The organism is Pseudomonas nitroreducens NBRC 12694 (genome assembly GCF_002091755.1).
Taxonomy (GTDB): domain Bacteria; phylum Pseudomonadota; class Gammaproteobacteria; order Pseudomonadales; family Pseudomonadaceae; genus Pseudomonas; species Pseudomonas nitroreducens.
The window spans coordinates 764,011-789,251 of record NZ_BDAI01000001.1 but is presented as its reverse complement, the minus strand read 5'-3'; the positions used below and the strand labels follow the sequence as shown (position 1 = coordinate 789,251).

Below are 25,241 nucleotides of genomic sequence, written 5' to 3'. Positions count from 1 at the left end.
ATGGCCATGCAGGATCTACTTTCCCAGGACGAGATCGACGCGCTGTTGCACGGCGTGGACGATGGCCTGGTGGAAACCGAGTCCGATGTCGAGCCGGGGGCGATCAAGTCCTACGACCTGACCAGTCAGGACCGCATCGTCCGGGGCCGCATGCCGACCCTGGAGATGATCAACGAGCGGTTCGCCCGCTACACCCGCATCAGCATGTTCAACCTGCTGCGCCGCTCGGCGGACGTCGCCGTGGGCGGCGTGCAGGTGATGAAATTCGGCGAGTACGTGCATTCGCTGTACGTGCCCACCAGCCTCAACCTGGTGAAGATGAAACCCCTGCGCGGCACCGCGCTGTTCATCCTCGACGCCAAGCTGGTGTTCAAGCTGGTGGACAACTTCTTCGGCGGCGACGGGCGCCACGCCAAGATCGAGGGCCGCGAGTTCACCCCCACCGAGCTGCGCGTGGTGCGGATGGTCATCGAGCAGGCCTTCGTCGATCTCGCCGAAGCCTGGCAGGCGGTGATGCCGATCACCTTCGAGTACGTGAACTCCGAGGTGAACCCGGCGATGGCCAACATCGTCAGCCCCAGCGAAGTGGTGGTGGTCTCCACCTTCCACATCGAACTGGACGGCGGCGGCGGCGACCTGCACATCACTTTGCCGTACGCAATGATCGAGCCGATCCGCGAGATGCTCGACGCCGGCTTCCAGTCCGACGTGGACGACCAGGACGAGCGCTGGATCAACGCCCTGCGCGAGGACATTCTCGACGTCAACGTGCCGCTGGGCGCCACCGTCGTGCGCCGCCAGCTCAAGCTGCGGGACATCCTGCACATGCAGCCGGGTGATGTGATCCCGGTGGAACTGCCCGAGCACATGATCATGCGCGCCAACGGCGTGCCTTCCTTCAAGGTCAAGCTGGGTTCGCACAAGGGCAACCTGGCCTTGCAGATTCTCGATCCGCTCGTGCGACCGCGCTGAGCGAAGCCCAAGAGGACCCACCATGTCAGACGAAGAAAACGTGACTCCCGAAGAACAGGCACTGGCCGACGAATGGGCTGCGGCGCTCTCCGAATCGGGTGACGCCAACCAGGACGACATCGATGCGATGATGGCCGGCGCCGCCGCTCCGGCCGTGCCCGCCGCGCCGCGCGCGCCGATGGAAGAGTTCGGCATGGCGCCCAAGGCGCCGACCATTGCCGGCCTCGAAGGCCCCAACCTGGATGTGATCCTGGATATTCCGGTGACCATTTCCATGGAGGTCGGCCACACCGACATCAGCATCCGCAACCTGCTGCAGCTCAACCAGGGCTCGGTGATCGAACTCGATCGCCTGGCCGGCGAGCCGCTGGACGTGCTGGTCAACGGCACGCTGATCGCCCACGGCGAAGTGGTGGTGGTGAACGAGAAGTTCGGCATCCGCCTCACCGACGTGATCAGCCCCAGCGAACGCATCAAGAAGCTGCGCTGACATGGCCCGCCTGCTCGCGAAACTGTCCGTCCTGCCGCTGGCGGGGCTGTCCCTCCTGGCGATGGCCGACGAGGCCGGCAAGGTTCCGGCATCCAACCCGGCCATCGTCCACGCCAGCTCCACGCCGAGCCTGATCACCGGCAGCGCCGGCGCGCAGCTGATGCAGCTGTTGCTGGGCCTGGTGCTGGTGGTCGGCCTGATCTTCCTGCTCGCCTGGCTGGTGCGCCGCGTGCAGCAGGTGGTGCCGCGCGGCAATCAGTCGATCCGCCTGATTTCCAGCCAGGCGCTCGGCCCGCGCGATCGCCTGGTGCTGGTGCAGGTGGGCGAGGAGCAGGTGCTGCTGGGCCTGACGCCGGGCCGCATTACTCCGCTGCACGTCATGCGCCAGCCGGTGCATGCCGCCGAGACGGAACCCGCGCAGCCGGAATTCGCCCAGCGCCTGCTGGAATTGCTGAACAAGGACAAGGGCCGCCCGCAGTGACCCGTTCGCCGACTTCTTCCGTGCTGATCGGCGCGCTCAAGCGTTTCGCGCCGCTGCTCCTGGCCCTGCTGGCGCTGGCCGTGCCCCAGGCCTTCGCCGCTGATCCGACGCAGCTGACGGCGATCACCGTGACCACCAACCCGCAGGGGCAGCAGGAGTATTCGGTCAGCCTGCAGATCCTGCTGATCATGACGGCGCTGAGCTTCATCCCGGCGTTCGTCATGCTGATGACCAGCTTTACGCGTATCATCATCGTCTTCTCCATCCTGCGCCAGGCGCTGGGCCTGCAGAGCACGCCGTCGAACCAGGTGCTGATCGGCCTGGCCATGTTCCTGACGCTGTTCGTGATGGCGCCGGTGTTCGACAAGATCAACAGCACCGCGCTGCAGCCCTATCTGAACGAGCAGATCCCGGCACAGGAAGCGATCACCCGCGCCGAGGTGCCGCTCAAGGCCTTCATGCTGGCGCAGACCCGGCAATCGGATCTGGAGCTGTTCGTGCGGCTGTCCAAGCGCACCGACATCGCCAGCGCCGACGCCACGCCCCTGACCATCCTGGTGCCGGCGTTCGTCACTTCGGAGTTGAAGACGGCCTTCCAGATCGGTTTCATGATCTTCATTCCGTTCCTGATCATCGACCTGGTGGTGTCCAGCGTACTGATGGCGATGGGCATGATGATGCTCTCGCCGCTGATCATCTCGTTGCCGTTCAAGATCATGCTGTTCGTCCTGGTGGACGGCTGGGCACTCATCATCGGTACGCTCGCCGGCAGTTTCGGGACGGTCTAGCGATGAACCTCTCTGCTGAACGACAGGAGCAGCCATGACCCCCGAAGTCGCCGTCGACCTGTTCCGTGAAGCGCTCTGGCTGACCGCCGTGATCGTCGGCGTTCTGGTGTTGCCCAGTCTGCTGGTGGGCCTGATTGTGGCGATGTTCCAGGCCGCCACTCAGATCAACGAGCAGACCCTGAGCTTCCTGCCGCGCCTGCTGGTGGTATTGATGACCCTGATCGTGCTGGGGCCCTGGCTGCTGCGACAGCTGATGGAGTACACCCAGTCGCTGATCACCAGCATCCCGACGCTGATCGGCTGATGCTCGAGCTCAGCAACGCGCAGATCGGCGGCTGGATCGGGGCCTTCCTGTTCCCGCTGTTCCGCATCGCCGCGATGTTGATGGTGATGCCGATCATCGGCACCCAGCTGGTGCCCACCCGTGTGCGCCTCTACCTGTCCGTGGCGATCGCCGTGGCCCTGGTGCCGAACCTGCCGCCGATGCCGCAGGTGGACGCGCTGAGCCTCAAGGCGATGGTCTACATCGCCCAGGAAATCCTCGTCGGCGCCATGCTCGGCTTCGTCCTGCAGTTGATGTTCCATGCCTTCGTCATCTCCGGGCAGATCATCTCCATGCAGATGGGCCTGGGTTTCGCCTCCATGGTCGACCCCACCAACGGCATTTCCGTGCCGGTGCTGGGGCAGTTCTTCACCATGCTGGTGACGCTGCTGTTCCTCTCCATGAACGGCCACCTGGTGGTGTTCGAGGTGCTGGCGGAAAGCTTCAACACGCTGCCGGTGGGCGAGGGGCTGTCGAGCAACCATTTCATCACCGTGGCCGGGAAGCTCGGCTGGGTCCTGGGGGCCGGCCTGATGATCGCCTTGCCGGCGATCACCGCGCTGCTGGTGGTCAACCTCGCGTTCGGCGCCATGACGCGCGCCGCGCCGCAGCTGAATATCTTCTCCATCGGTTTCCCCCTGACCCTGGTCATGGGGTTCGTCATTGTCTGGATTGGCAGTGCCGACATTCTGACTCAGTACCAGGCACTGGCCAGTGAAGGCCTGCGCCTGCTTCGCGAACTCGTGGGGGCCCGCTGATGGCCGAGAACGACAGTAGCGAAGACAAGACAGAGGAACCTACAGAGAAACGGCGCCGCGACGCGCGCGAGAAAGGGCAGCTACCCAGGTCCAAGGAGCTGAACACCCTGGCCGTGCTGCTCGCCGGCGCCGGTGGTCTGCTGATGTTCGGCGCCAGCCTCGCCGATGCGCTGCTGCGCCTGATGCGCGGCAGCTTCGAGTTCGACCGCGCCACGGCGATGAACAGCGAGAGCATGCTCAACCTGCTGATCGCCGGTGCGAAGATCGGCGCCGACGGCGTCTGGCCGATCCTCGCCGTGTTGCTGGTGGCTGCGCTGATCGGGCCGGTGGCCCTGGGCGGCTGGCTGTTTTCCGCCGAGGCGCTGGCGCCCAAGTTCAGCCGGATGAACCCGCTGGCGGGACTCAAGCGCATGTTCTCCTTGCGCTCGCTGACCGAGTTGCTCAAGGCGCTGGCCAAGTTCGTGCTGGTGCTGATCGTGGCGATACTGGTGCTCAAGTCCGACCAGGACGACCTGCTGGCGATGTCCCACGAGCCGCTGGAGCAGGCCATGGTGCACAGCGCCAAGGTCGTGGGCTGGAGCGCCTTCTGGCTGGCCTGCAGCATCATCTTCATCGCCGCCGCGGACGTTCCGTTCCAGCTCTGGGACAACCGCAAGAAGCTGATGATGACCAAGCAGGAGGTCAAGGACGAGTACAAGGACTCCGAGGGCAAGCCGGAGGTCAAGGCCAAGGTCCGCCAGATGCAGCGCGAGATGGCCAACCGACGCATGATGCAGGCGGTGCCCCAGGCCGACGTGGTGATCACCAACCCGACCCACTTCGCCGTGGCCCTGCAGTACGACGCCGAGAAGGGCGGCGCACCGCGCCTGCTGGCCAAGGGCAACGACTTCATGGCCCTGAAGATTCGCGAGATCGCCCAGGAGCACAAGGTCACCGTGCTCGAATCCCCGGCGCTGGCGCGGGCGGTGTACTACTCCACCGAACTCGATCACGAGATTCCCGCCGGCCTCTACCTGGCGGTCGCCCAGGTGCTGGCCTATGTCTACCAGCTCAAGCAGTACCGCGCCGGCAAGGGCAAACGCCCGGGGCCGATGCCGGACCTGCCGATTCCGCCGGATTTGCGCCGCGACGAGTGATGCAGGACCGCGTCCGCTATATCTCGCCCTTCCGACCGCAGTAGCATGGGCGGTTCATGGCCGGGGTTGCATGCTCCGGCTGCAAGGATCGCGAAGGGACACTTCGATGCTTCATGGATTCTCCGCCGGCTGGCGCTCGACGCTCTGGTTTCTGCTCTGCCTGTTCTGTTCCCAGTTCGCCTGGGCGGCTTCGGATGCCGAAGGCGGCGTCCTGCTGCCGCTGGGCGAACGCGTGGTCGACGTCACCGGCACGCTCGACCCCTCCGCCAAGGCCCGCCTGATCGACAAGCTCACGGCCCTGGAGGGGCGGCGCGGTGCGCAGATCGCCGTGGTGATGCTGCCCTCGGTCGGCAAGATGGGCATCGAGGCGTTTTCCAACAAACTGTTCAGCCTGTGGAAGCTCGGCCGCAAGGGCATCGACGATGGCGTGCTGGTGGTGGTGGCCAAGGACGACCACCTGATGCGCATCGAGGTGGGCTACGGCCTGGAAGGGACGATTCCCGATGTGCTGGCCGGGCGCATCATCCGCGAGCGCATGGCGCCGGCGTTCCGCGAAGGGGATTACGCCGGCGGTCTCGATGCGGCGGTGGATGCGCTGATCGGCCTGGTCGACGGCGAACCGCTGGCCGCGCCCGCCCCGTTGCGGGTGCCGCTGGAAGCCTGGCTGCTGCTGGTGGCCTTCGTGGCGGGTGGGATTGGCGGTGTATTGCTGGCCGCCCATCGCCTGCGCTGGCGTGGTGCCCTGACGATCGGCGCCGCAATCGTTGCGCTGGTGGCGGTACTCGCCAGCGGCACCGATGCCCTGGTGACCGTGGCGATTTCGCCGCTCTGCTTGCTGATGGGTGGCGCTACCTTCGGCGCGCTGTGGACGGTTCGCGTGATGTTCTACGGGGTGCTCGGGCTGATCGTCTACTGCATCCTGCTCGGCTTCCTGACGCCGCGCTTTGGCGGCGTGCTGTGGATTTATGCGCTGGCCGCGCCGGTGGGCCTGCTGTTCGTGCTTGGCCTCTGGTGGCTGGTTATCTCTATGATGCGCGATACCTGGCGCAAGGGGCGCCAGGGTTTCTACCTGCGCTTGCTGATCCTGGCGGGGCTCTACCTGGTGGTGGCGTTCTTCGCGGGCGTACCGGCCGTGCCGCTGAGCGGGCTGGCGGTGCTGCCGTTCATGGCGCTCCCCGGGCTGCTGATATTCGGTTCGGGCAAGGGGGCTGGCGGGTCCGGCTCGGGCAGCGGCTCTTCCCGTGGCGGTTCCAGCGGTGGCGGTTTCTCCGGCGGTGGCGGGTCGAGCGGCGGCGGCGGGGCGTCCGGCAGCTGGTAGCGCAGCGCCCCGCGGCTTTGCGCGTTGAGCGCATTCAACTAGCATCTCGACACCCATTTGCCAGGAGGCACCGAGCACGCCATGGACAGCACCGTTCGCGACCGCCGCATTGCTGCCGCCATTCCCCTTGTCACGCTACCGGTGATCTACGTTTCGTTGTGGTTCATCCCCTTGCTGGTGCTGGGCTATCTGTTGCTGGGGCGCAGGGCTCCGCCGCTGGTCCGCGAAGTGACGCTGCGAGTGCTGGACCTGTACTTGTCCCTGGCGCTGATCTTCGTGGCTGTCGTGCTGTTGATCGGTTCGCTGGGCGTGGTTGCCAACGATGGCGAGATCAAGCTCTGGCCTCAGATCAAGTCCGTGCTGGTGGTTGTGTTCAGTCTGCTGATCACGGGATACGTCCTCGTCAGCTCTGCCTTCAGCGTCGTTCGTGCCTGGCGCGGCCAGTTGCACGATCCGAAGCTGTCCATGGGGATTCTGCAGGCCCTGCGCGGACGGCCGAGGGCGGCTGCCTGATGAGAACCTGGATTCTCGGCTTCCTGTGCCTGTTCCTCCTGTCGGGCGCGCCGCTCACGCAGGCTGTCCAGGCTGATAGGGCTGCGGCCAGCGTAGATGTCGCCGATGCGCTGCAGGAGCAAGCGCCTGCCGCGGTGGCCGTGCCTCGGCTGGCAAGCCCGGTCACCGACCTCACCGGCACGCTGGATAGCGACTGGGTCGCCTCGATGGGTCAGCGCCTGCTGGCGCTGCAGCAGCGCAAGGGCTCGCAGATCGCCATTCTGATGCTACCCAGCACCGGCGAGGACAGCATCGAGCAGTACGCCACCCGCGTCTTCGAGCAATGGCGTCTGGGGCGGCAGGGGGTGGATGATGGCGTGCTGGTGCTGGTGGCCAAGGACGACCGGACTATGCGCATCGAGGTCGGCTATGGGCTGGAAGGCGCGATTCCGGATGTGAGTGCCGCGCGGATCATCCGGGAATACATGGTTCCGTCTTTCCGCGACGGTGACTTCGCCGGCGGCATCCAGCGGGCGGTCGAGGTCCTGGAGCGTCTGATCGATGGCGAGACACTGCCGGAGGAACGCCAGCAGGGCGGCCTGACGCTCGAGGGCTGGCTGCTGCTGATCGGCCTGGGCGCCGGCGCCGTAGCAGGCATTGCCTTGCGCCGGCGCTGGTTCAGCGTTCGCGCCGTGCTGCTTGCGTCCACGTGCCTGGCGCTGCTGCTGGCGTTCAGCTCCGGCCTGGACGCCGCGCCGATGCTGCTCTTCGTCCTGCCGTTCTGCCTGTTCACCGGTGGCGGCATCGGCGCCCTGGCTGCCTCTTCGCGCAAGGCAGCCTGGGTGGTGTGCGGGATCATCGGTTACCTGGTGGCGCTGATGCTGCTCGCCTCGCATTTCGACGGGGGAGACGTCGCGCTCTACGGCCTGGCGGCTCCCATTGGTGGGACCGTCGCGCTGATCTTCCTGTGCCTGCCGTTCTTCCTCGCCTACGGCACCTGGAAGCGCAGTCGTCTGGAATTCTGCATTCGCCTGGCGCTGGCCGGCGGTATCGCCGGGTTCGTGGTCTATGCGACGGGAGTTCCGCTGTGGCCCTGGGTGCTTCCCGATTCGCTGGCGCTGATTCCGATGCTGTACGTGCCGATGCTGGTCGCTTTCCTGGCCGGCGGCAGCTCCGGTTCCGGGTCCGGCTCGGATTCAAGCTCCGGCGGCGGCAGTTCGTCGTCCAGCGGCGGCAGCAGTTACTCCGGCGGTGGCGGTTCCAGCGGCGGTGGCGGCGCTTCCGGAAGCTGGTGATCCGGCCGCTCTGAGTCGGGCATTTATCGCGGTTCGAAGAAGTTGGAACGCTTCCTGCAAAACCCTGTGCGGACGCCGGTCTCGGCGTCAAAAGTTTGATCCGGTGGCTGCCTCGGCCACCCACGCGCAGGGGAAATTCGGGTGGATCGTACGCAACTGATCGGCACTGTTCGCAGCAACCTGGTAGGGCTCAGCCGAGGCAACCTCGGCGTGCCGCTGCTGCTGCTGGCGATGCTGGCGATGATGACCCTGCCCATCCCGCCGTTCCTGCTGGATGTGCTGTTCACCTTCAACATCGCGCTGTCCATCGTCGTCCTGCTGGTCAGCGTGTATGCCCTGCGCCCGCTGGATTTCGCCGTCTTCCCGACCATCCTGCTGGTCGCCACCCTGCTGCGCCTGGCGCTGAACGTCGCGTCCACCCGCGTCGTGCTGCTGCACGGCCACGACGGTCACGCGGCCGCCGGCAAGGTGATCCAGGCCTTCGGCGAGGTGGTGATCGGCGGCAACTACGTCGTCGGCATCGTGGTCTTCGCGATCCTCATGATCATCAACTTCGTGGTGGTCACCAAGGGCGCCGGGCGTATCTCCGAGGTGAGTGCGCGTTTCACCCTCGACGCCATGCCCGGCAAGCAGATGGCCATCGATGCCGACCTCAATGCCGGCCTGATCGAGCAGGCGGAAGCCAAGAAGCGCCGCGCCGAAGTGGCCCAGGAAGCCGACTTCTACGGCTCCATGGACGGTGCCAGCAAGTTCGTCCGCGGCGACGCCGTCGCCGGCCTGCTGATCCTGTTCATCAACCTCATCGGTGGCGTGGCCATCGGGGTGATCCAGCACTCGATGAGCTTCGGCGATGCCGGCAAGGTCTACGCCCTGCTGACCATCGGTGACGGTCTGGTGGCGCAGTTGCCCTCGCTGCTGCTGTCCACCGCCGCCGCGATCATGGTGACCCGTGTGTCCAGCTCCGAGGACATGGGGGCCCAGGTCAACCGCCAGATGTTCGCCTCGCCCAAGGCGCTGGCCATCTCTGCCGCCATCCTCATCGCCATGGGCCTGGTGCCCGGCATGCCGCACGTTTCCTTCGTCGGCCTGGGTGGCCTGGCTGCCGGCGGCGCCTGGATGATCTGGAGTCGCCAGCGCAAGGCCAGCCAGAAGGCCGAGCAGGAAGCCCAGACCCAGCAGGAACTGCTGCCCGCCCAGCGCGCCGAGCAGACCAAGGAACTGGGCTGGGATGACGTGACGCCGGTGGACATGGTCGGCCTGGAAGTGGGCTACCGCCTGATTCCGCTGGTGGACCGCAATCAGGGCGGCCAGCTGCTGGCGCGGATCAAGGGCGTACGCAAGAAGCTGTCCCAGGACCTGGGCTTCCTGATGCCGTCGGTGCATATCCGCGACAACCTCGACCTGCTGCCCAACGCCTATCGCCTGACGCTGATGGGTGTCAGCGTGGCCGAAGCCGAGATCTATCCGGATCGCGACCTGGCGATCAACCCCGGCCAGGTGTTCGGCACCCTCAACGGCATCGCCGGCAAGGACCCGGCCTTCGGCCTGGAAGCCGTCTGGATCGAGGCTTCGCAGCGCGACCAGGCGCAGTCCCTGGGCTACACCGTGGTGGATGCCAGCACCGTGGTTGCCACTCACCTGAACCAGGTGCTGCACAAGCATGCCCACGAGCTGCTCGGCCACGAGGAAGTCCAGCAACTGATGCAACTGCTGGCCAAGACCTCGCCCAAGCTCGCCGAAGAGCTGGTGCCGGGGCTGATTTCCCTGTCGACCCTGCTCAAGGTGCTGCAGGCGCTGCTGCAGGAGCAGGTGCCGGTACGCGATATCCGCACCATCGCCGAGGCCATCGCCAACGTGGCGGCGAAGAGTCAAGATCCCGCCGCGATGGTGGCGGCGGTCCGCGTCGCGCTGTCTCGCGCAATCGTGCAAACCATTGTGGGACTAGAGCCGGAGCTGCCTGTGATCACTCTGGAACCCAGGTTGGAACAGATATTGCTCAATAGTCTTCAGAAGGCCGGACAGGGCTCCGAAGACGGCATGTTGCTGGAACCCGGAATGGCCGAAAAGCTGCAACGCTCGATGGTTGAAGCGGCGCAGCGTCAGGAGATGCTCGGCAAGCCGGCGATTCTGCTGGTGGCGGGTCCCATCCGCGCGATGATGTCGCGATTCGCCCGGATGGCGGTTCCCACCATGAACGTGCTGGCTTACCAGGAAATCCCGGACAACAAACAAGTCACGATTGTCGCCACTGTTGGGCAGAACTGATTGAGGTCCAAGGCCATGCAGGTAAAACGCTTCTTCGCCGCCGATATGCGTCAGGCCATGAAACTGGTCCGTGACGAGCTGGGCCCGGATGCCTCGATCATCGGCAACCGCCGTGTCGCCGGCGGCGTGGAGCTGACCGCCGCGCTGGATTACCAGGCACCGGTGGCCGCCAGCAAGCCGAACCCGGCGCTGGAAGCCGAGCTGCGCAAGACCCAGGCGAAAATCGCCCAGGCCAAGGCGGACCTGTCGGCCCCGGCCCGCGCAACCGATGGCGTGCGCAAGGACCGTCAAATGTACGGCACCGAAGCGCCGCGCCGCAGTGCTGCCGAGACCCTGGCCGAAGCCATGGCCGCGCCGGCCACCCCGACGCCGGCTGCCGCCGGCCAGCAGGCGCTGGAAGCCATGCGCTTCGAGCTCAACGGCCTGCGTGAACTGATTGAAGTGCAACTGGGCTCCATCGCCTGGAACCAGCTGCAGAACCAGCGCCCGAAGCAGGCCAACCTGTGGCGTCGCCTGCAGCGCATGGGCCTGCCGGCCGACCTGTCGCGCAGCCTGCTGGAGCGCGTAGCCTCCATCGCCGATCCGAAGCAGGCCTGGCGCATGCTGCTGGCGCACCTGGCGCGCTCGATCAACACCCCGGAAACCGACCTGCTGGAGCAGGGCGGCGTGATCGCCCTGGTCGGCCCGGCCGGCATGGGCAAGACCACCACCCTGGCCAAGCTGGCTGCCCGCTACGTACTCAAGTACGGCGCGCAGAGCATTGCCCTGGTGTCCATGGACAGCTTCCGCATCGGCGCCCAGGAGCAGATCAAGACCCTGGGCCGTATCCTCAATGTGCCGGTGACCCTGGTCGATCCTGGCCAGTCGCTGATCCAGGCGATGGCGCCGCTGGCGCGCAAGCGTCTGGTGCTGATCGACACCGCCGGCCTGCCGGCCAACGATCCGGCGCTGCGCATGCAGCTCGAAGCGCTGTCGTCGCTGAGCCTGAACGTGAAGAATTACCTCGTGCTGGCCGCGACCAGCCAGAGCCAGGTGCTCAAGTCCGCCTGGCAGAACTATCGTTCCTGTGGGCTGGCCGGGTGCATCCTGACCAAGCTGGACGAAGCGGGAAGCCTCGGCGAAGCTCTGGCTCTGGCTATCAGCCAGCATCTCCCGGTAGCCTATCTGGCTGACGGGCCGAAGATCCCGGATGACCTGCATGTGGCACGCGCGCACCAACTGGTCAGCCGTGCGGTGAGCCTGCAGTCGCCGGAAGAGCCCAGCGAGGACGCCATGGCCGACATGTTCGCCGGCCTTTACCAGCAGCCGGTGCGTCGCGCCAGCTGAGGATTGTGAGCCCCGGGTGGGGCGTGGGGCGGCCGGTTGGGCCGCCCAAGCGATGCGGATGCTCTGCAAGATGATCCGCGAGCACCGGAAGCGGTGGAGCACCGCAGCCGGATTAGCCGGAACGCCAGAAGCGTGACGGTCGAACGACGAGACAAGGTATTGATATGGGCATGCATCCCGTTCAGGTAATCGCAGTCACCGGTGGCAAGGGTGGCGTGGGCAAGACCAACGTGTCGGTGAATCTGTCGCTGGCGCTGGCCGATCTTGGTCGCCGCGTCATGCTGCTGGACGCCGACCTTGGCCTGGCCAACGTCGACGTGCTGCTGGGCCTGTCGCCCAAGCGCACGCTGGCCGACGTGATCGAAGGCGAATGCGACCTGCGCGACGTGATCCTCCAGGGGCCCGGCGGCATCCGCATCGTCCCGGCGGCCTCGGGCACCCAGAGCATGGTGCACCTCACGCCGATGCAGCATGCCGGTCTGATCCAGGCTTTCAGCGACATCAGCGACAACATCGACGTGCTGGTGGTGGACACCGCCGCCGGCATCGGCGACTCGGTGGTGAGCTTCGTTCGCGCGGCCCAGGAAGTACTGCTGGTCGTCTGCGATGAACCCACGTCCATCACCGATGCCTATGCTTTGATCAAGCTGCTCAACCGCGACTACGGCATGACCCGTTTCCGCGTGCTGGCGAACATGGCGCACAGCCCCCAGGAGGGCCGCAACCTGTTCGCCAAGCTGACCAAGGTCACCGACCGTTTCCTCGACGTGGCGCTGCAGTACGTCGGCGCCATTCCCTACGACGAGTCGGTGCGCAAGGCGGTGCAGAAGCAGCGTTCGGTGTATGAGGCGTTCCCGCGCAGCAAGGCTTCCCTGGCCTTCCGGGCGGTGGCGCAGAAGGTCGACAGCTGGCCGCTGCCGGCCAACCCACGAGGGCACCTGGAGTTCTTCGTCGAGCGCCTGGTGCAACATCCCACGGGTTCGGCCGTATGACCGCGGCCTCCGGAGCGCGTATGTACAGCAAGGCACAGGCGCACAACTCCCAGGAACTGCTGATCCAGAAACACGCACCACTGGTGAAGCGCATCGCCTACCACCTGCTGGGCCGCCTGCCGGCCAGCGTGCAGGTGGAAGACCTGATGCAGGCAGGGATGATCGGCCTGCTGGAGGCAGCGAAGAAGTACGACGCGGGCAAGGGCGCGAGCTTCGAGACCTACGCCGGCATCCGTATCCGTGGCGCCATGCTCGACGAGGTGCGCAAGGGCGATTGGGCGCCCCGTTCGGTGCACCGCAACACCCGTATGGTCAGCGACGCCATCCGCGCCGTCGAGGCGCGCACCGGACGCGACGCTAAAGATCAGGAGGTTGCTGCCGAACTCAATATGAGCCTCGAAGATTATTACGGCATCCTCAGCGACACCCAGGGCAGCCGGCTGTACAGCTTCGATGACATGTTGCAGGACGGTGAACAGGGCGGTGGCCTTGCCGAAGACGCATCCCACCACGACAACGAGCCGTCCCACGGCCTGGAAGACGAACGCTTCCAGGCGGCGCTGGCCGACGCCATCACCAAGCTGCCCGAGCGCGAGCGGCTGGTGCTGGCGCTGTACTACGACGAGGAACTCAACCTCAAGGAGATCGGCGAAGTACTGGGCGTCAGCGAGTCCCGTGTCAGCCAGTTGCACAGCCAGTGCGCCGCGCGCCTGCGCTCGCGACTGGCGGAGTGGCGCGCGCGCTGAGCATCGGGTAGTTTCGCGGCTGCTTGTTCTGAGCGGAAAGCCTGAAAGGAATTTCCTTAGGCAAGTTATAGGCTTACGAATTTTTGGGTGACGTTCCTTTGACGCATCCACCCCAAAGAGCGCACGGCGCTCAATGAATTGACGGCACGCCCGCCAGGGCGCGTTTGGTATCGATGGAGGCAGGTTTGGACAAGAACATGAAAATTCTCATCGTGGACGACTTTTCCACGATGAGGCGCATCATCAAGAACCTCCTGCGAGACCTGGGGTTCACCAACACCGCAGAAGCCGACGACGGCACCACTGCGCTGCCGATGCTGCACAGCGGCAACTTCGATTTCCTCGTGACCGACTGGAACATGCCCGGCATGACCGGCATCGACCTGCTTCGTGCGGTCCGCGCCGACGAGCGCCTCAAGCACCTGCCGGTGCTGATGGTCACCGCCGAAGCCAAGCGCGACCAGATCATCGAAGCGGCCCAGGCCGGGGTCAACGGCTATGTGGTCAAGCCTTTCACCGCTCAGGTGCTGAAAGAAAAGATCGAGAAGATTTTCGAGCGGGTCGGCAGCTAAGGCCGGCATAGAGGGCGTCATGGATTTCAACGAATCCGCGGGTGACTTCGAGTCGACCCTGAAAAAACACGCGCGCGAATTGGTCGACTGCCTCGAACGCGGCGACGTTCAGACCGCCGTGCAACTGATCTCCGAGCTTAACCAGGCGCGCGACCGAGGCCTCTACCAGGAGGTCGGCAAGCTCACCCGCGAGCTGCACAACGCCATCGTCAACTTCCAGATCGATCCCAACTCCCGGCACGCCGAGGAGATGTCGCAGATCGCCGACGCGACCGACCGCCTGTCCTACGTGGTGACGATGACCGAGAAAGCGGCCAATCGCACCATGGACCTGGTGGAGGAGTGCACTCCGGTGGTCATGCACATCGAGACCCAGGCCAAGGAGCTGCAGGAAGACTGGTCGCGCTTCATGCGCCGCGAGCTGGGCGCCGACGCCTTCCGCGACCTGGCCAAGCGCGTCGAGCAGTTCCTCTACATCAGCGCCCAGGACAGCCGCAAGCTCTCCGCCCACCTGAACGACATCCTGCTGGCGCAGGACTTCCAGGACCTCACCGGGCAGGTGATCAAGCGCGTCACCAAGCTGGTGACCGAGGTCGAGTCGAACCTGGTCAAGCTGGTCTGGATGGCGGGTCAGGTCGATCGCTACGCCGGTATCGAGCATGACCACGACGGCATGCGCGACGCGGTGGAAAAAGAAAGATCGTCCAAGGGTGAAGGTCCGCAGATTGCTGCCGATACAAGAAAGGACGTCGTGTCCGGTCAGGACGATGTCGACGACCTGTTGTCCAGCCTTGGTTTTTAAGCGTCGCCTGACGCTGTAGAGGGAGCACCGAATGAGCTTCGACGCCGATGACGAAATCCTCCAGGACTTCCTGGTGGAGGCCGGCGAGATTCTCGAGCTACTGTCCGAGCAACTGGTCGAGCTGGAAAGCCGCCCGGAAGACATGGACCTGCTCAATGCCATCTTCCGTGGGTTCCACACCGTCAAGGGTGGTGCCGGCTTCCTCCAGCTGAACGCGCTGGTGGAGTGCTGCCACATCGCCGAAAACGTGTTCGACATGCTGCGCAAGGGCGAACGCCGCGTGGATGCCGAGCTGATGGACGTGATGCTGCAGGCGCTGGATACCGTCAACGTCATGTTCCAGCAGGTGCGTGACGCGCAGGAGCCGACTCCGGCGACGCCCGAGCTGCTCGCTGCCCTGTCGCGCCTGGCCGATCCGAACGCCGCCCCGGCCGAAGCTCCTGCTCCGGCCGTGGCCGAGCCAGTGGCGGAAGAAGCTCCAGCCGCTTACGGCGACATCACCGACGCCGAGTTCGAGCAACTGATGGATGCCCTCGAGCCCACCGCTGATGCGCCTGCCGCACCGGTTGGCGCGGGTGGCGACGACATCACCGACGACGAATTCGAAGCACTCCTCGACCAGTTGCACGGCAAGGGCCAGTTCAGTGCCGGCGCCAAGGAAGCCGCCAAGTCCGCCCCGGCTCCGCTGGCCGAGGCTCCGGCCGCCAGTGGCGGTGACGAGATCAGCGACGATGAGTTCGAAGCGCTGCTCGACCAGTTGCACGGCAAAGGCCAGTTCACCGGCGCGAAGGAAGAAGCCGCCGCTCCCGTCGAGGCTGCTGCCGCGGCCAGGGCCGAGGAAGCTCCGGCGGCCTCCGGCGACGACAACATCACCGACGACGAATTCGAGAAGCTGCTCGACGAGCTGCACGGCAAGGGCCAGTTCACCGGCGCGAAGGAAGAGCCGGTTGCGGCCGCCAAGCCGGCTGCCCAGCCTGCTGCGCCGGCGCCCAAGCCCGCCGCCGCGCCCGCACCGGCTGCTGCCGCCAAGCCTGCCGCGGCCAAGCCCAGCACGGCCGCCGCCGCAGAGAAGCCGGCCAACGAAGCGGAAACCACCGTGCGCGTGGACACCGCCCGCCTGGACGAGATCATGAACATGGTCGGCGAACTGGTGCTGGTGCGTAACCGCCTGGTGCGCCTGGGCCTGAACAGCGGCGACGAGGCGATGGCCAAGGCCGTCTCCAACCTCGACGTGGTCACCGCCGACCTGCAGTCGTCGGTCATGAAGACCCGCATGCAGCCGATCAAAAAGGTCTTCGGCCGCTTCCCGCGGCAGGTCCGCGACCTGGCGCGCAACCTGAAGAAAGAGATCAACCTCGAGCTGATCGGCGAAGAAACCGACCTGGACAAGAACCTGGTCGAAGCCCTGGCCGACCCGCTGGTGCACCTGGTGCGCAACGCGGTCGACCACGGCATCGAAGGCCCGGACGAGCGCGAAGCCGCCGGCAAGTCGCGCTCGGGCAAGGTGGTGCTGTCCGCCGAGCAGGAAGGCGACCACATCCTGCTGTCGATCTCCGACGACGGCAAAGGCATGGACCCGGACGTGCTGCGCGCCAAGGCGGTGGAGAAGGGCCTGCTGGACAAGGACGCGGCCGATCGCCTGTCCGAGTCCGACTGCTACAACCTGATCTTCGCGCCGGGCTTCTCGACCAAGACCGAGATTTCCGACGTCTCCGGCCGCGGTGTCGGCATGGACGTGGTGAAGACCAAGATTTCCCAGCTCAACGGGATCATCAACATCTACTCGACCAAGGGCCAGGGCTCGAAGATCGTCATCAAGGTCCCGCTGACCCTGGCGATCATGCCGACCCTGATGGTGATGCTGGGCAACCAGGCCTTCGCCTTCCCGCTGGTCAACGTCAACGAGATCTTCCACCTCGACCTGTCGAACACCAACGTGGTCGACGGCCAGGAAGTGGTGATCGTCCGCGACAAGGCCCTGCCGTTGTTCTACCTCAAGCGCTGGCTGGTGCCGGGCGCGCAGCATGACGAGCCGGGCGAGGGCCACGTGGTGATCCTCTCCGTGGGCACCCAGCGCATCGGCTTCGTGGTCGACCAACTGGTGGGTCAGGAGGAGGTGGTGATCAAGCCGCTGGGCAAGATGCTGCAAGGCACGCCGGGCATGGCCGGAGCGACCATCACCGGGGACGGGCGCATCGCGCTGATCCTCGACGTGCCGAGCATGCTCAAGCGCTACGCCCGTCGTATCTGACCGCCGTGCGCGAGCCGCGAGGCCCGCGCCCGTGATGGAAGAAGTTTTTTTCAGGAGTGTCTATGGCTGTCAAAGTCCTGGTGGTGGACGATTCGGGGTTCTTCCGCCGCCGCGTCTCGGAGATTCTTTCGGCTGATCCGCAGATCCAGGTGGTCGGCACGGCGACCAACGGCCGCGAGGCGATCGATCAGGCGCTGGCGCTCAAGCCCGACGTGATCACCATGGACTACGAGATGCCGCTGATGGATGGCATCACCGCCGTACGGACCATCATGCAGCGCTGCCCGACGCCGGTCCTGATGTTCTCCTCGCTGACCCACGAGGGCGCGCGGGTGACCCTGGACGCGCTGGACGCCGGCGCCGTCGATTACCTGCCGAAGAACTTCGAGGACATCTCGCGCAACCCGGACAAGGTCCGCCAGTTGCTGTGCGAGAAGGTCCACACCATCGCCAAGAGCAATCGCCGCTTTGCCGCGTACTCGTCCTATTCCTCCAGCACGCCGACTTCAGCCGCACCGGCGGCCAGCAGCGCCGCCCGCCATGTCGCTCCCGCTTCCTCGGGCAGCAGCCATGCGCCAGCGACTCCGGCGCCGACGACTTCCGTCGCCCCAAAGCGTAAGCCCTACCGGCTGGTAGCCATCGGTACGTCCACCGGTGGGCCGGTGGCGCTGCAGCGGGTCCTGACCCAGCTGCCTGCCAACTTCCCCGCGCCGCTGGTGCTGATCCAGCACATGCCGGCGGCCTTCACCAAGGCCTTCGCCGAGCGCCTGGACAAGCTGTGCAAGATCACCGTCAAGGAAGCCGAGGATGGCGACATACTGCGTCCCGGCGTGGCGTTGCTGGCTCCCGGCGGCAAGCAGATGATGGTCGACGCTCGCGGCGCTATCCGCATTCTCCCCGGCGACGAGCGCCTGAACTACAAGCCCTGTGTCGACGTGACCTTCGGTTCCGCGTCCAAGGCCTATGGCGACAAGGTGTTGGCGGTGGTTCTCACCGGCATGGGCGCCGACGGCCGCGAAGGTGCGCGCATGCTCAAGCAGGGCGGCGCCCAGGTCTGGGCGCAGGATGAGGCCAGCTGCGTGATCTACGGCATGCCCATGGCGATCGCCAAGGCCGGCCTGGCCGATGCGGTGTACAGCCTGGACGACATCGGTCGCCACCTGACCGAGGCCTGCGGCTGATGGATGTCCTCAGCCTGGTCGGCCTGATCCTCGCGCTGGTTGCCATCATCGGTGGCAACTTCCTCGAGGGCGGGCACGTCGGTGCCCTGGCCAACGGCCCGGCGGCGCTGATCGTGGTCGGCGGCACCCTGGCCGCCGCGCTGCTGCAGACCCCGGTGGCAGTGCTCAAGCGGGCGCTGACCATGCTGCGCTGGATGGTCCTGCCGCCCAAGGTGGACCTGGTCGGCGGCATCAACCAGGTGGTCGGCTGGAGCATGACGGCGCGCAAGGAAGGCCTGCTGGGCCTGGAAACCGTCGCCGACGCCGAGCGTGACCCCTATGCGCGCAAGGGCCTGCAACTGCTGGTGGACGGCACCGAGCCCGAGGCCATCCGCAGCATCCTCGAAGTCGACCTGTACAACCAGGAAAGCCGCGACCTCGCGGCGGCCAAAGTATTTGAAGCCATGGGCGGCTATTCGCCGACCATCGGCATCATCGGCGCGGTGATGGGCCTGATCCACGTGATGGGCAACCTCGCCGACCCCAGCCAGTTGGGCAACGGCATTGCCGTGGCCTTCGTCGCCACCATCTATGGCGTCGGCCTGGCCAACCTCCTGCTGCTGCCCATCGGCAACAAGCTCAAGAGCATCGTGCTGCGTCAGTCGTGTTACCGCGAAATGTTGATGGAGGGCCTGCTGTCCATCGCCGAAGGCGAGAACCCGCGCTCCATCGAGCTGAAGCTGCAAGGCTTCGTCGGCTGAGGGGGAGGGACAAAGTGGCCTGCTTGACCGATTCGCCAAGCCATCTTCGGCGCCAGAGTCTCCCATACTGCGTTGGCGCTCCTCGCCATAGAGTAACTATGGCTCGTCTCGCCGCCCTGTCTGGAAGCCCCAGGCATCCAACGCTGATCTCGTCAATCGATCGCGCAGGCCACTGACATGCCTCGCCGCAGACGCCACGAGGAACACGAGAATCACGAACGCTGGCTGGTGTCCTACGCGGACTTCATCACCCTGCTGTTCGCCTTCTTCGTGGTGATGTACTCGATCTCCTCGATCAACGAGGGCAAGTACAAGATCCTCTCGGAAACCCTGACCGGCGTGTTCAACCAGCCGGACCGTTCGATCCGCCCGATTCCCGTCGGCGAGGAGCGCCCGCGCACCCAGCAGCCGGACCAGTCGATCACCGAACCGCAGGACGAAGGACAGGCCCAGGGCAGCCCCGATACCCTGCAGCAGATCAGCGACAGCGTGCGCCAGGCGTTCGGCGACCTGATCTCCAGCGAACAGCTGTCGGTGCGCGGCAACGAGTTCTGGATCGAGATCACCCTCAATTCCAGCCTGCTGTTCCCCAGCGGCGACGCGATCCCCAATGACGCTGCCTTCGCCATCATCGAGAAGGTCGCCAGGATTCTGGCGCCTTACCGCAACCCGGTGCATGTCGAAGGCTTCACCGACAACGTGCCGATCCATAATTCGCAGTACCCGACCAACTGGGAGTTGTCCGCGGCCCGTGCCGCCAGCATCGTCCGCATGCTCGCCCAGGACGGCCTCGACGCCGGTCGGCTGGCAGCGGTGGGCTATGGCGAATTCCAGCCAGTGGCGGACAATGCCACGGCGGATGGTCGCGCACGCAACCGCCGGGTGGTGCTGGTGATCTCCCGCAACCTGGAGGTGCGCCGCAGCATCAGCGGTGTCGGTAGCGGCAAGGCACAGCCCGATCCGGCCTTGCGGCATGCTGGCACGCAACCTGCACCAGTGCTTGCCAGTGAGGCGCCCGCCAGTGGTGCCGTCAATTCTTCGTCATCGGCCACAGGGCAATGAGAACCATGACTACGATCCTGAGCCGATGCTGTGCCACCGGGGAGCGCGCACTATGAAAGTCTGGGCGGTAGCCAACCAGAAAGGTGGCGTCGGCAAGACCACTTCCTCCATCGCCTTGGCGGGCCTGCTGGCGGATGCCGGCAAGCGCGTGCTGATCGTCGACCTGGACCCCCACGGCTCGATGACCAGCTATTTCGGCCATGACCCGGACAGCCTGGAGCACAGCGTTTTCGACCTGTTCCTGCACCAGGGCAACGTGCCCGAGGGACTGCCCGAGTCACTGCTGCTGCCCTCCAGCCACGAGAACATCCGCCTGCTGCCATCGAGCACCGCGCTGGCCACCCTGGAGCGCCAATCGCCGGGGCAGAACGGCCTGGGCCTGGTGATCGCCAAGAGCCTGGCGCAACTGTGGAACGAATTCGACTACGCGATCATCGACAGCCCGCCGCTGCTGGGTGTGCTGATGGTCAACGCCATGGCGGCCAGCCAGCACCTGGTGATCCCGGTGCAGACCGAGTTCCTCGCCCTCAAGGGCCTGGAGCGCATGGTCAACACCCTGAAGATGGTCAACCGCTCGCGCAAGCAGGCGCTGCCGTTCACCATCGTGCCGACCCTGTTCGACCGCCGTACCCAGGCGTCCCTGGGCACCCTGCGGGTATTGCGCGATACCTACCCGGACACGCTGTGGCAAGCCTTCATCCCGGTGGACACCAAGCTGCGCGACGCCAGCCGCCTGGGCATGGTGCCGTCGCGCAACGACAGCAACAGCCGGGGCGTGATCGCCTACCGTGCGTTGCTCAAGCATCTGCTGGCCCATGTGCCGGCGAGCCAGGTAGCCTGAGCATGGCTGGCACCCACAGAAGAATCCGACGGATGTGTTCAAGTCCTGCGCATCCGCTGCCGATAGGCTGGACAGTTACCTTGCGCGGTTATCCATCATGAGTCGTTCCGCTACCGCCACTCGCCCCCAGCTCGCGCTGCAGTCCTACCTGGATGCGCTGCTGCAGGAGGCCACTTTCGAAGACTTCGCCGTGGAGCCGCTGGCGCAGCCCGTTGCCGCACCCGTTGCACCGGTTCCGGTCGCCGCGGTGGCATTGGTGGTCAGCGAGCCGGTGGAGCCACTCACCGCCGAACCTCAGGCAGCGGTGATGCAGGCGCCGGAAACCAGCGTCAGCCTCGACGAATTCGAAGCGGCCGTGCTCGAAGAGCAGGTTCGTGATGCGCGCCTGAGCGGCGTCGCCCGCGCGTCAGTTGCTGAACCCAAGGTCATCGAAGCCCTGCTGCCCGAACCGGTCGCCCCGGTCATCGAGGCGCCGATCGCCGACGAGCCGCCGGCGCAGATCGGCCAGGTCATCGACCTGCACCAGCCCGGCAGCGCCGAGATGCCCGCCGCGCCGCTGAAGCTGCTCGACGATGGTCGTCCGGTATGGGCTGCCGAGCCGTTCGAGTGCCTGCTGTTCGACGTCGCCGGCCTGACCCTGGCAGTGCCGCTGGTCTGCCTGGGCTCGATCTATCCGCTGGCGGGGCACGACCTGACCCCGCTGTTCGGCCAGCCGGACTGGTTCCTTGGCATCCTGCCGGGGCAGAACGGCAACCTCAAGGTGCTCGACACCGCGCGCTGGGTGATGCCCGAGCGCTACCGCGACGACTACCGCGAGGGGCTGCAGTACGTGATTTCCGTGCAGGGCTACGAGTGGGGGCTGGCCGTGCACCAGGTCAGCCGCTCGGTTCGCCTCGACCCGTCCGAGGTGAAGTGGCGCAGCCAGCGCCAGCAGCGCCCGTGGCTGGCCGGCACGGTGATCGACCAGATGTGCGCGCTGCTGGATGTCTCGGCCCTGGCCGAACTGATCGCCAGCGGCGCGGCGAAGCACCTGAAGCCCTGAGGCCGGGCGCTACCTTATTGAAAGACAACCATCGCGCCGCAGGCGGCGCGGTACCAGAAGAGGCGAGGGGATATGAAGAAAACGTCAGCGCAAGGTGCCGAAGATCCGATTCTGCAGTGGGTCACCTTCCGCCTGGACAACGAGACCTACGGCATCAACGTGATGCAGGTCCAGGAAGTGCTGCGCTACACCGAGATCGCGCCGGTCCCCGGTGCCCCGAGCTACGTGCTGGGCATCATCAACCTGCGCGGCAACGTGGTCACCGTGATCGACACCCGCCAGCGTTTCGGCCTGGACCCGGCGCCGGTCTCGGACAATACCCGCATCGTCATCATCGAGGCCGACAAGCAGGTCGTGGGCATCCTGGTCGACAGCGTTGCCGAGGTTGTCTATCTGCGCCAGTCCGAGATCGAGACCGCGCCGAACGTCGGTAACGAGGAATCGGCCAAGTTCATCCAGGGCGTCTGCAACAAGAACGGCGAGCTGCTGATCCTGGTCGAGCTGGACAAGATGATGACCGAGGAAGAGTGGTCGGAGCTGGAGAGCATCTGAGGTGCTGATCGCCCTGGTGGTACTCAGTATCGTCTGCGCCGGTTTGGCGCTGGCCTGCGTCTGGCTGTCCGGCCGGCAGCGCGACCAGCAGGCGCAGGCCGCCGAACTGGCCAAGCAGCTGGCAGTGTTCGAGCAGCGCCTGAAAGAGCAGGGCAAGCGCATCGAGTCGTACCAGCAGATCAATATCCGCATGGGCGAAGAGCTGCGCGAGCTGACCAAACAGGTCGCGCCGCTGCCGGAGCGCCTGGTGCGCATCGAGCAGCGCGACCCCACCAGCCTGTCCTTCAGCCAGGCCGCGCGCCTGGTCGGCATGGGCGCCAGCCCCGAAGACCTGACCCAGAGCTGCGGCCTGTCCCAGGCCGAGGCCGAGCTGGTCGCCCGCCTGCATCAGGGCAAGGTGCGCGACTGAGTGCCGGGCATCTAGCCCGAAAATGAATCAGGCCCCGGAAGTGGGGCGTGGTGATTGTCGCCGTACTCAGTGCTTGCGACTGTTCGTGCCGATGTTGAACGTCTGCGCGACGATGCCCATGACGACGATGACTGTTGCCAGCAGCAGGGTGTAGACGACTTCGTAGAAGTAGGTTCCTTCCCAGACCATGATGATGAAGGCGCCGATGATGAACACGATCACTGCATAGGTCAGCCACGGGAACAGCCAGACCTTGAGCTGGATGTCCCGGCCCTCGGCTTCCAGCTTTCGGCGCATGCGCAACTGGGAGAACGCAATGACGAGGTAGACCAACAGGGCGATGGTGCCGGTGGCCTGCATCAGCACGTCATACACGTCCATCCAGTGCATGGCCGACAGGAATATCGCCACCAGGGCGAAGATGCTGGAGATCATCACGCCCACGTAGGGGGTGCCGGTGCTGCGCCCGGTGATCTGCATGATGCGATGGGCATCGCCGCGTCGCGACAGCGAGTAGAGCATGCGCGAGGCCGTGTAGAGCGCCGAGTTGAAGCAGCTGCACACCGAGGTCAGGACGATGAAATTGACGATCAGACCGGTGTGGGGAATACCCAGCATATCCAGGGTGACGCGATACGAACCCCAGGTCGGATCGCCAAGGTGCGGGTTGTTCCAGGGCACAAGGGCCACCACGATGAAGATCGAGCCGATGTAGAACAGGCAGATGCGCCAGACCACCGATCTAGTCGTCTTGATGATTTCCTTGCCGGGATTGGCCGACTCGGCTGCGGCTACGGTGACGATCTCGGCGCCGAGGAATGCGAACATCACGCCTAGCAGGGCTACCACCACGGCCTGCCCGCCATTGGGCATGAAGCCACCGACGGCGGTCAGGTTCGACCATCCGCTGGTGTTCCCCCATGGCCACAGGTGGGCGATCGCCAAGCCGCCGATGCAGATGAATAGGACAATGGCAACGACCTTGATCAGGGCGAACCAGAACTCGAATTCGCCGTAGTTGCGCACGTTCATGAAGTTCACCAGCATCAACGCCAGCGTGACGATCAGGGCGAAGCTCCAGCCCGGAATCATCGGGAACCAGCTGTTGAGGATGGTGCCGGCGACGAAGGCCTCCCAGCCCATCAGGAGAGCCCAGAAGTACCAGTACAGCCAGCCGATTGTGAAACCGGCCCAGCGTCCGATGGCGCGGTCGGCGTAGGTGGAGAACGATCCGGTATCGGGCTGCGAGACGGCCATTTCGCCGAGCATCCGCATGACCAGCACCACCAGAATGCCGCCGCCCAGGTAGGCTAGTACCGCAGCCGGCCCCGCCATGGCGATGGTCTTACCGGAGCCGACGAAAAGCGCCGCGCCGATCACTCCTGCGATGGACATCATGGTCAGATGGCGGGACTTCAGGCCGCCTTTGAGTTCGGTGCTGGGGGCCTCGCTGGCCAGATCATTCATCTTGCTCAAAATCAGACTTCCCTTGCCGCACGGTGGACGGCATGAACGGATGGAGGTGCTTGCCAATCGAATCACCGAGAACTCGTCCTTCCGGCGCCCCGTCGTCCAATTGACACTGGTGACTGCCGGTTCGGTTCCGGTCACTGCACAGCTTGACGGTTGTGTGTAGCCGAAGAGGACGGCGACTTCATGTGCTTTTGCCCACCTGTCGCCGGGCTGGCTCTCAAAGTTGAACAGGTTCCATATTCCGATCCGGACTGCATGGATGGCGAAAGCTGGGGGGCAGTTCCGTGCCGATGTTGGGCGATAGCGGCGGACTACCATCCATCTGATCAGGATTTTGTGGGATTAAGCTGACGGGTGATTCGGATTTATCTGATAAGAAAGGCGTCAAATCGTCGCTAAATTGGCCTCGTCAAAACTTCTCCCGAGGCCATCGATATGGCGACCATTTCCCGACGTGCCATGGTGCTGTGCTCGCATCCCGGTCGGCTGCTGAACTACAGCGTGCTGCTCAATCGTCTGGAGTTCTATCACCTGAGCCTGTGCCTGAACCTGGATGAAGTACGCAAGGCGCTCGCCACCCGGCAACGCTACAGCCTGTTCATCCATGACGACTTCCGCCCGGGGCCCGGCGAGCTGCTGAGCCTCAAGGCGCTGAGTCAGAGCAATACCTTCCGCCAGTTCCTGCTGGTCGGGCACTACAGTGCCGAGGAAAAGCGCGGGCTGATGCAATGGGCCTGGGCCAACCGCGTACCGCTGCTGGATGTGCTGGACAAGCCGCTGTCGCTGGCGCAGTTGCGCGAAGTGACCAGCGGCATGGTGCTCTATCACAGCGAGGACCGGCAGCCAATCCGTCAATCGGTTCGCGAGTTCTGCGATTTCGCCCCGGCAGGCGATCATCCGCCGGCCCAGCTCGGCTGCGAGTGTCGCAGCTGAGG

Annotated in this window: 26 protein-coding genes; 25 read left to right on the top strand and 1 reads right to left on the bottom strand. The window is 65.3% G+C overall.

What is annotated here, in order from left to right:
• The 24 genes from fliM (at nucleotide 1) to PNI01S_RS03595 (ending at nucleotide 22,833) form a co-directional block, all read left to right on the top strand.
• Nucleotides 1–972, top strand: coding sequence for a flagellar motor switch protein FliM (gene fliM / locus PNI01S_RS03710; RefSeq protein ID WP_024764959.1), 972 nt, complete (start codon nucleotides 1–3; stop codon nucleotides 970–972).
• Nucleotides 973–994: 22 nt separating this feature from the next.
• Nucleotides 995–1,462, top strand: coding sequence for a flagellar motor switch protein FliN (gene fliN, locus PNI01S_RS03705; protein WP_024764960.1), 468 nt, complete (start codon nucleotides 995–997; stop codon nucleotides 1,460–1,462).
• Between the two features lies 1 nt (nucleotide 1,463).
• Nucleotides 1,464–1,943 (top strand): flagellar biosynthetic protein FliO, encoded by a 480-nt coding sequence (gene fliO, locus PNI01S_RS03700; RefSeq protein ID WP_024764961.1) that lies wholly within the window; start codon nucleotides 1,464–1,466, stop codon nucleotides 1,941–1,943.
• Between the two features lie 20 nt (nucleotides 1,944–1,963).
• Nucleotides 1,964–2,731 (top strand): flagellar type III secretion system pore protein FliP, encoded by a 768-nt coding sequence (gene fliP, locus PNI01S_RS03695; RefSeq protein WP_420902306.1) that lies wholly within the window; start codon nucleotides 1,964–1,966, stop codon nucleotides 2,729–2,731.
• A gap of 34 nt (nucleotides 2,732–2,765) precedes the next feature.
• Nucleotides 2,766–3,035 (top strand): flagellar biosynthesis protein FliQ, encoded by a 270-nt coding sequence (fliQ, locus tag PNI01S_RS03690; RefSeq protein WP_024764963.1) that lies wholly within the window; start codon nucleotides 2,766–2,768, stop codon nucleotides 3,033–3,035.
• Nucleotides 3,035–3,811, top strand: coding sequence for a flagellar biosynthetic protein FliR (gene fliR / locus PNI01S_RS03685; protein ID WP_024764964.1), 777 nt, complete (start codon nucleotides 3,035–3,037; stop codon nucleotides 3,809–3,811). Before fliQ ends, fliR begins: the two co-directional genes overlap by 1 nt.
• Nucleotides 3,811–4,947, top strand: coding sequence for a flagellar biosynthesis protein FlhB (flhB, locus tag PNI01S_RS03680; protein ID WP_024764965.1), 1,137 nt, complete (start codon nucleotides 3,811–3,813; stop codon nucleotides 4,945–4,947). Before fliR ends, flhB begins: the two co-directional genes overlap by 1 nt.
• A 106-nt stretch (nucleotides 4,948–5,053) precedes the next feature.
• Complete coding sequence (locus PNI01S_RS03675) at nucleotides 5,054–6,265, top strand: TPM domain-containing protein (protein WP_084357441.1); 1,212 nt, start codon at nucleotides 5,054–5,056, stop codon at nucleotides 6,263–6,265.
• 81 nt (nucleotides 6,266–6,346) lie between these two features.
• On the top strand, nucleotides 6,347–6,778 hold the full coding sequence (locus tag PNI01S_RS03670) for a hypothetical protein (RefSeq protein ID WP_084357440.1): 432 nt from the start codon (nucleotides 6,347–6,349) through the stop codon (nucleotides 6,776–6,778).
• Nucleotides 6,778–8,052: a TPM domain-containing protein gene (locus PNI01S_RS03665; protein WP_084357439.1), complete on the top strand. Its 1,275-nt coding sequence runs from the start codon at nucleotides 6,778–6,780 to the stop codon at nucleotides 8,050–8,052. Before PNI01S_RS03670 ends, PNI01S_RS03665 begins: the two co-directional genes overlap by 1 nt.
• Nucleotides 8,053–8,193: 141 nt before the next feature.
• Nucleotides 8,194–10,317, top strand: a complete 2,124-nt coding sequence (gene flhA / locus PNI01S_RS03660) for a flagellar biosynthesis protein FlhA (RefSeq protein WP_084357438.1) — start codon at nucleotides 8,194–8,196, stop codon at nucleotides 10,315–10,317.
• A gap of 15 nt (nucleotides 10,318–10,332) precedes the next feature.
• A complete protein-coding gene (flhF, locus tag PNI01S_RS03655; protein ID WP_024764970.1) occupies nucleotides 10,333–11,643 on the top strand; it encodes a flagellar biosynthesis GTPase FlhF in 1,311 nt (436 codons plus the stop codon).
• 164 nt (nucleotides 11,644–11,807) lie between these two features.
• Nucleotides 11,808–12,635 (top strand): flagellar synthesis regulator FleN, encoded by an 828-nt coding sequence (fleN, locus tag PNI01S_RS03650; protein WP_017520297.1) that lies wholly within the window; start codon nucleotides 11,808–11,810, stop codon nucleotides 12,633–12,635.
• Nucleotides 12,632–13,381 (top strand): RNA polymerase sigma factor FliA, encoded by a 750-nt coding sequence (fliA, locus tag PNI01S_RS03645; RefSeq protein ID WP_024764971.1) that lies wholly within the window; start codon nucleotides 12,632–12,634, stop codon nucleotides 13,379–13,381. Before fleN ends, fliA begins: the two co-directional genes overlap by 4 nt.
• A 197-nt stretch (nucleotides 13,382–13,578) precedes the next feature.
• On the top strand, nucleotides 13,579–13,953 hold the full coding sequence (locus PNI01S_RS03640) for a chemotaxis response regulator CheY (protein WP_085988857.1): 375 nt from the start codon (nucleotides 13,579–13,581) through the stop codon (nucleotides 13,951–13,953).
• A gap of 19 nt (nucleotides 13,954–13,972) precedes the next feature.
• The gene (locus PNI01S_RS03635; protein WP_024764972.1) at nucleotides 13,973–14,755 is read left to right on the top strand and encodes a protein phosphatase CheZ; all 783 of its coding nucleotides are present in this window, start codon (nucleotides 13,973–13,975) and stop codon (nucleotides 14,753–14,755) included.
• Nucleotides 14,756–14,786: 31 nt separating this feature from the next.
• On the top strand, nucleotides 14,787–17,006 hold the full coding sequence (locus PNI01S_RS03630) for a chemotaxis protein CheA (RefSeq protein WP_038803629.1): 2,220 nt from the start codon (nucleotides 14,787–14,789) through the stop codon (nucleotides 17,004–17,006).
• 62 nt (nucleotides 17,007–17,068) lie between these two features.
• A complete protein-coding gene (locus tag PNI01S_RS03625) occupies nucleotides 17,069–18,187 on the top strand; it encodes a protein-glutamate methylesterase/protein-glutamine glutaminase (protein ID WP_024765932.1) in 1,119 nt (372 codons plus the stop codon).
• Entirely contained in the window at nucleotides 18,187–18,927 is a 741-nt protein-coding gene (locus PNI01S_RS03620; RefSeq protein ID WP_024765933.1) for a flagellar motor protein, read from the top strand. The genes PNI01S_RS03625 and PNI01S_RS03620 overlap by 1 nt, the downstream gene beginning before the upstream one ends.
• 177 nt (nucleotides 18,928–19,104) lie before the next feature.
• Nucleotides 19,105–19,989 (top strand): flagellar motor protein MotD, encoded by an 885-nt coding sequence (gene motD, locus PNI01S_RS03615; protein WP_024765934.1) that lies wholly within the window; start codon nucleotides 19,105–19,107, stop codon nucleotides 19,987–19,989.
• 52 nt (nucleotides 19,990–20,041) lie between these two features.
• Nucleotides 20,042–20,830: a ParA family protein gene (locus tag PNI01S_RS03610; RefSeq protein WP_084357437.1), complete on the top strand. Its 789-nt coding sequence runs from the start codon at nucleotides 20,042–20,044 to the stop codon at nucleotides 20,828–20,830.
• Between the two features lie 97 nt (nucleotides 20,831–20,927).
• Nucleotides 20,928–21,872 (top strand): CheW domain-containing protein, encoded by a 945-nt coding sequence (locus PNI01S_RS03605; RefSeq protein WP_024765936.1) that lies wholly within the window; start codon nucleotides 20,928–20,930, stop codon nucleotides 21,870–21,872.
• 72 nt (nucleotides 21,873–21,944) lie between these two features.
• Nucleotides 21,945–22,424, top strand: a complete 480-nt coding sequence (locus tag PNI01S_RS03600) for a chemotaxis protein CheW (protein ID WP_015476565.1) — start codon at nucleotides 21,945–21,947, stop codon at nucleotides 22,422–22,424.
• 1 nt (nucleotide 22,425) lies between these two features.
• Nucleotides 22,426–22,833: a DUF2802 domain-containing protein gene (locus tag PNI01S_RS03595; protein ID WP_084357436.1), complete on the top strand. Its 408-nt coding sequence runs from the start codon at nucleotides 22,426–22,428 to the stop codon at nucleotides 22,831–22,833.
• Nucleotides 22,834–22,899: 66 nt separating this feature from the next.
• On the opposite strand, the gene PNI01S_RS03590 is transcribed toward PNI01S_RS03595, so the two are convergent.
• A complete protein-coding gene (locus PNI01S_RS03590) occupies nucleotides 22,900–24,300 on the bottom strand; it encodes an amino acid permease (RefSeq protein WP_065086120.1) in 1,401 nt (466 codons plus the stop codon).
• Nucleotides 24,301–24,741: 441 nt separating this feature from the next.
• On the opposite strand from PNI01S_RS03590, the gene PNI01S_RS03585 reads away from it, so the two are divergent.
• Nucleotides 24,742–25,239 carry a hypothetical protein gene (locus PNI01S_RS03585; RefSeq protein WP_024765938.1) on the top strand — a complete coding sequence of 166 codons (498 nt, stop codon included), beginning with the start codon at nucleotides 24,742–24,744 and terminating at the stop codon, nucleotides 25,237–25,239.
• The last annotated feature ends 2 nt before the right edge of the window (nucleotides 25,240–25,241 follow it).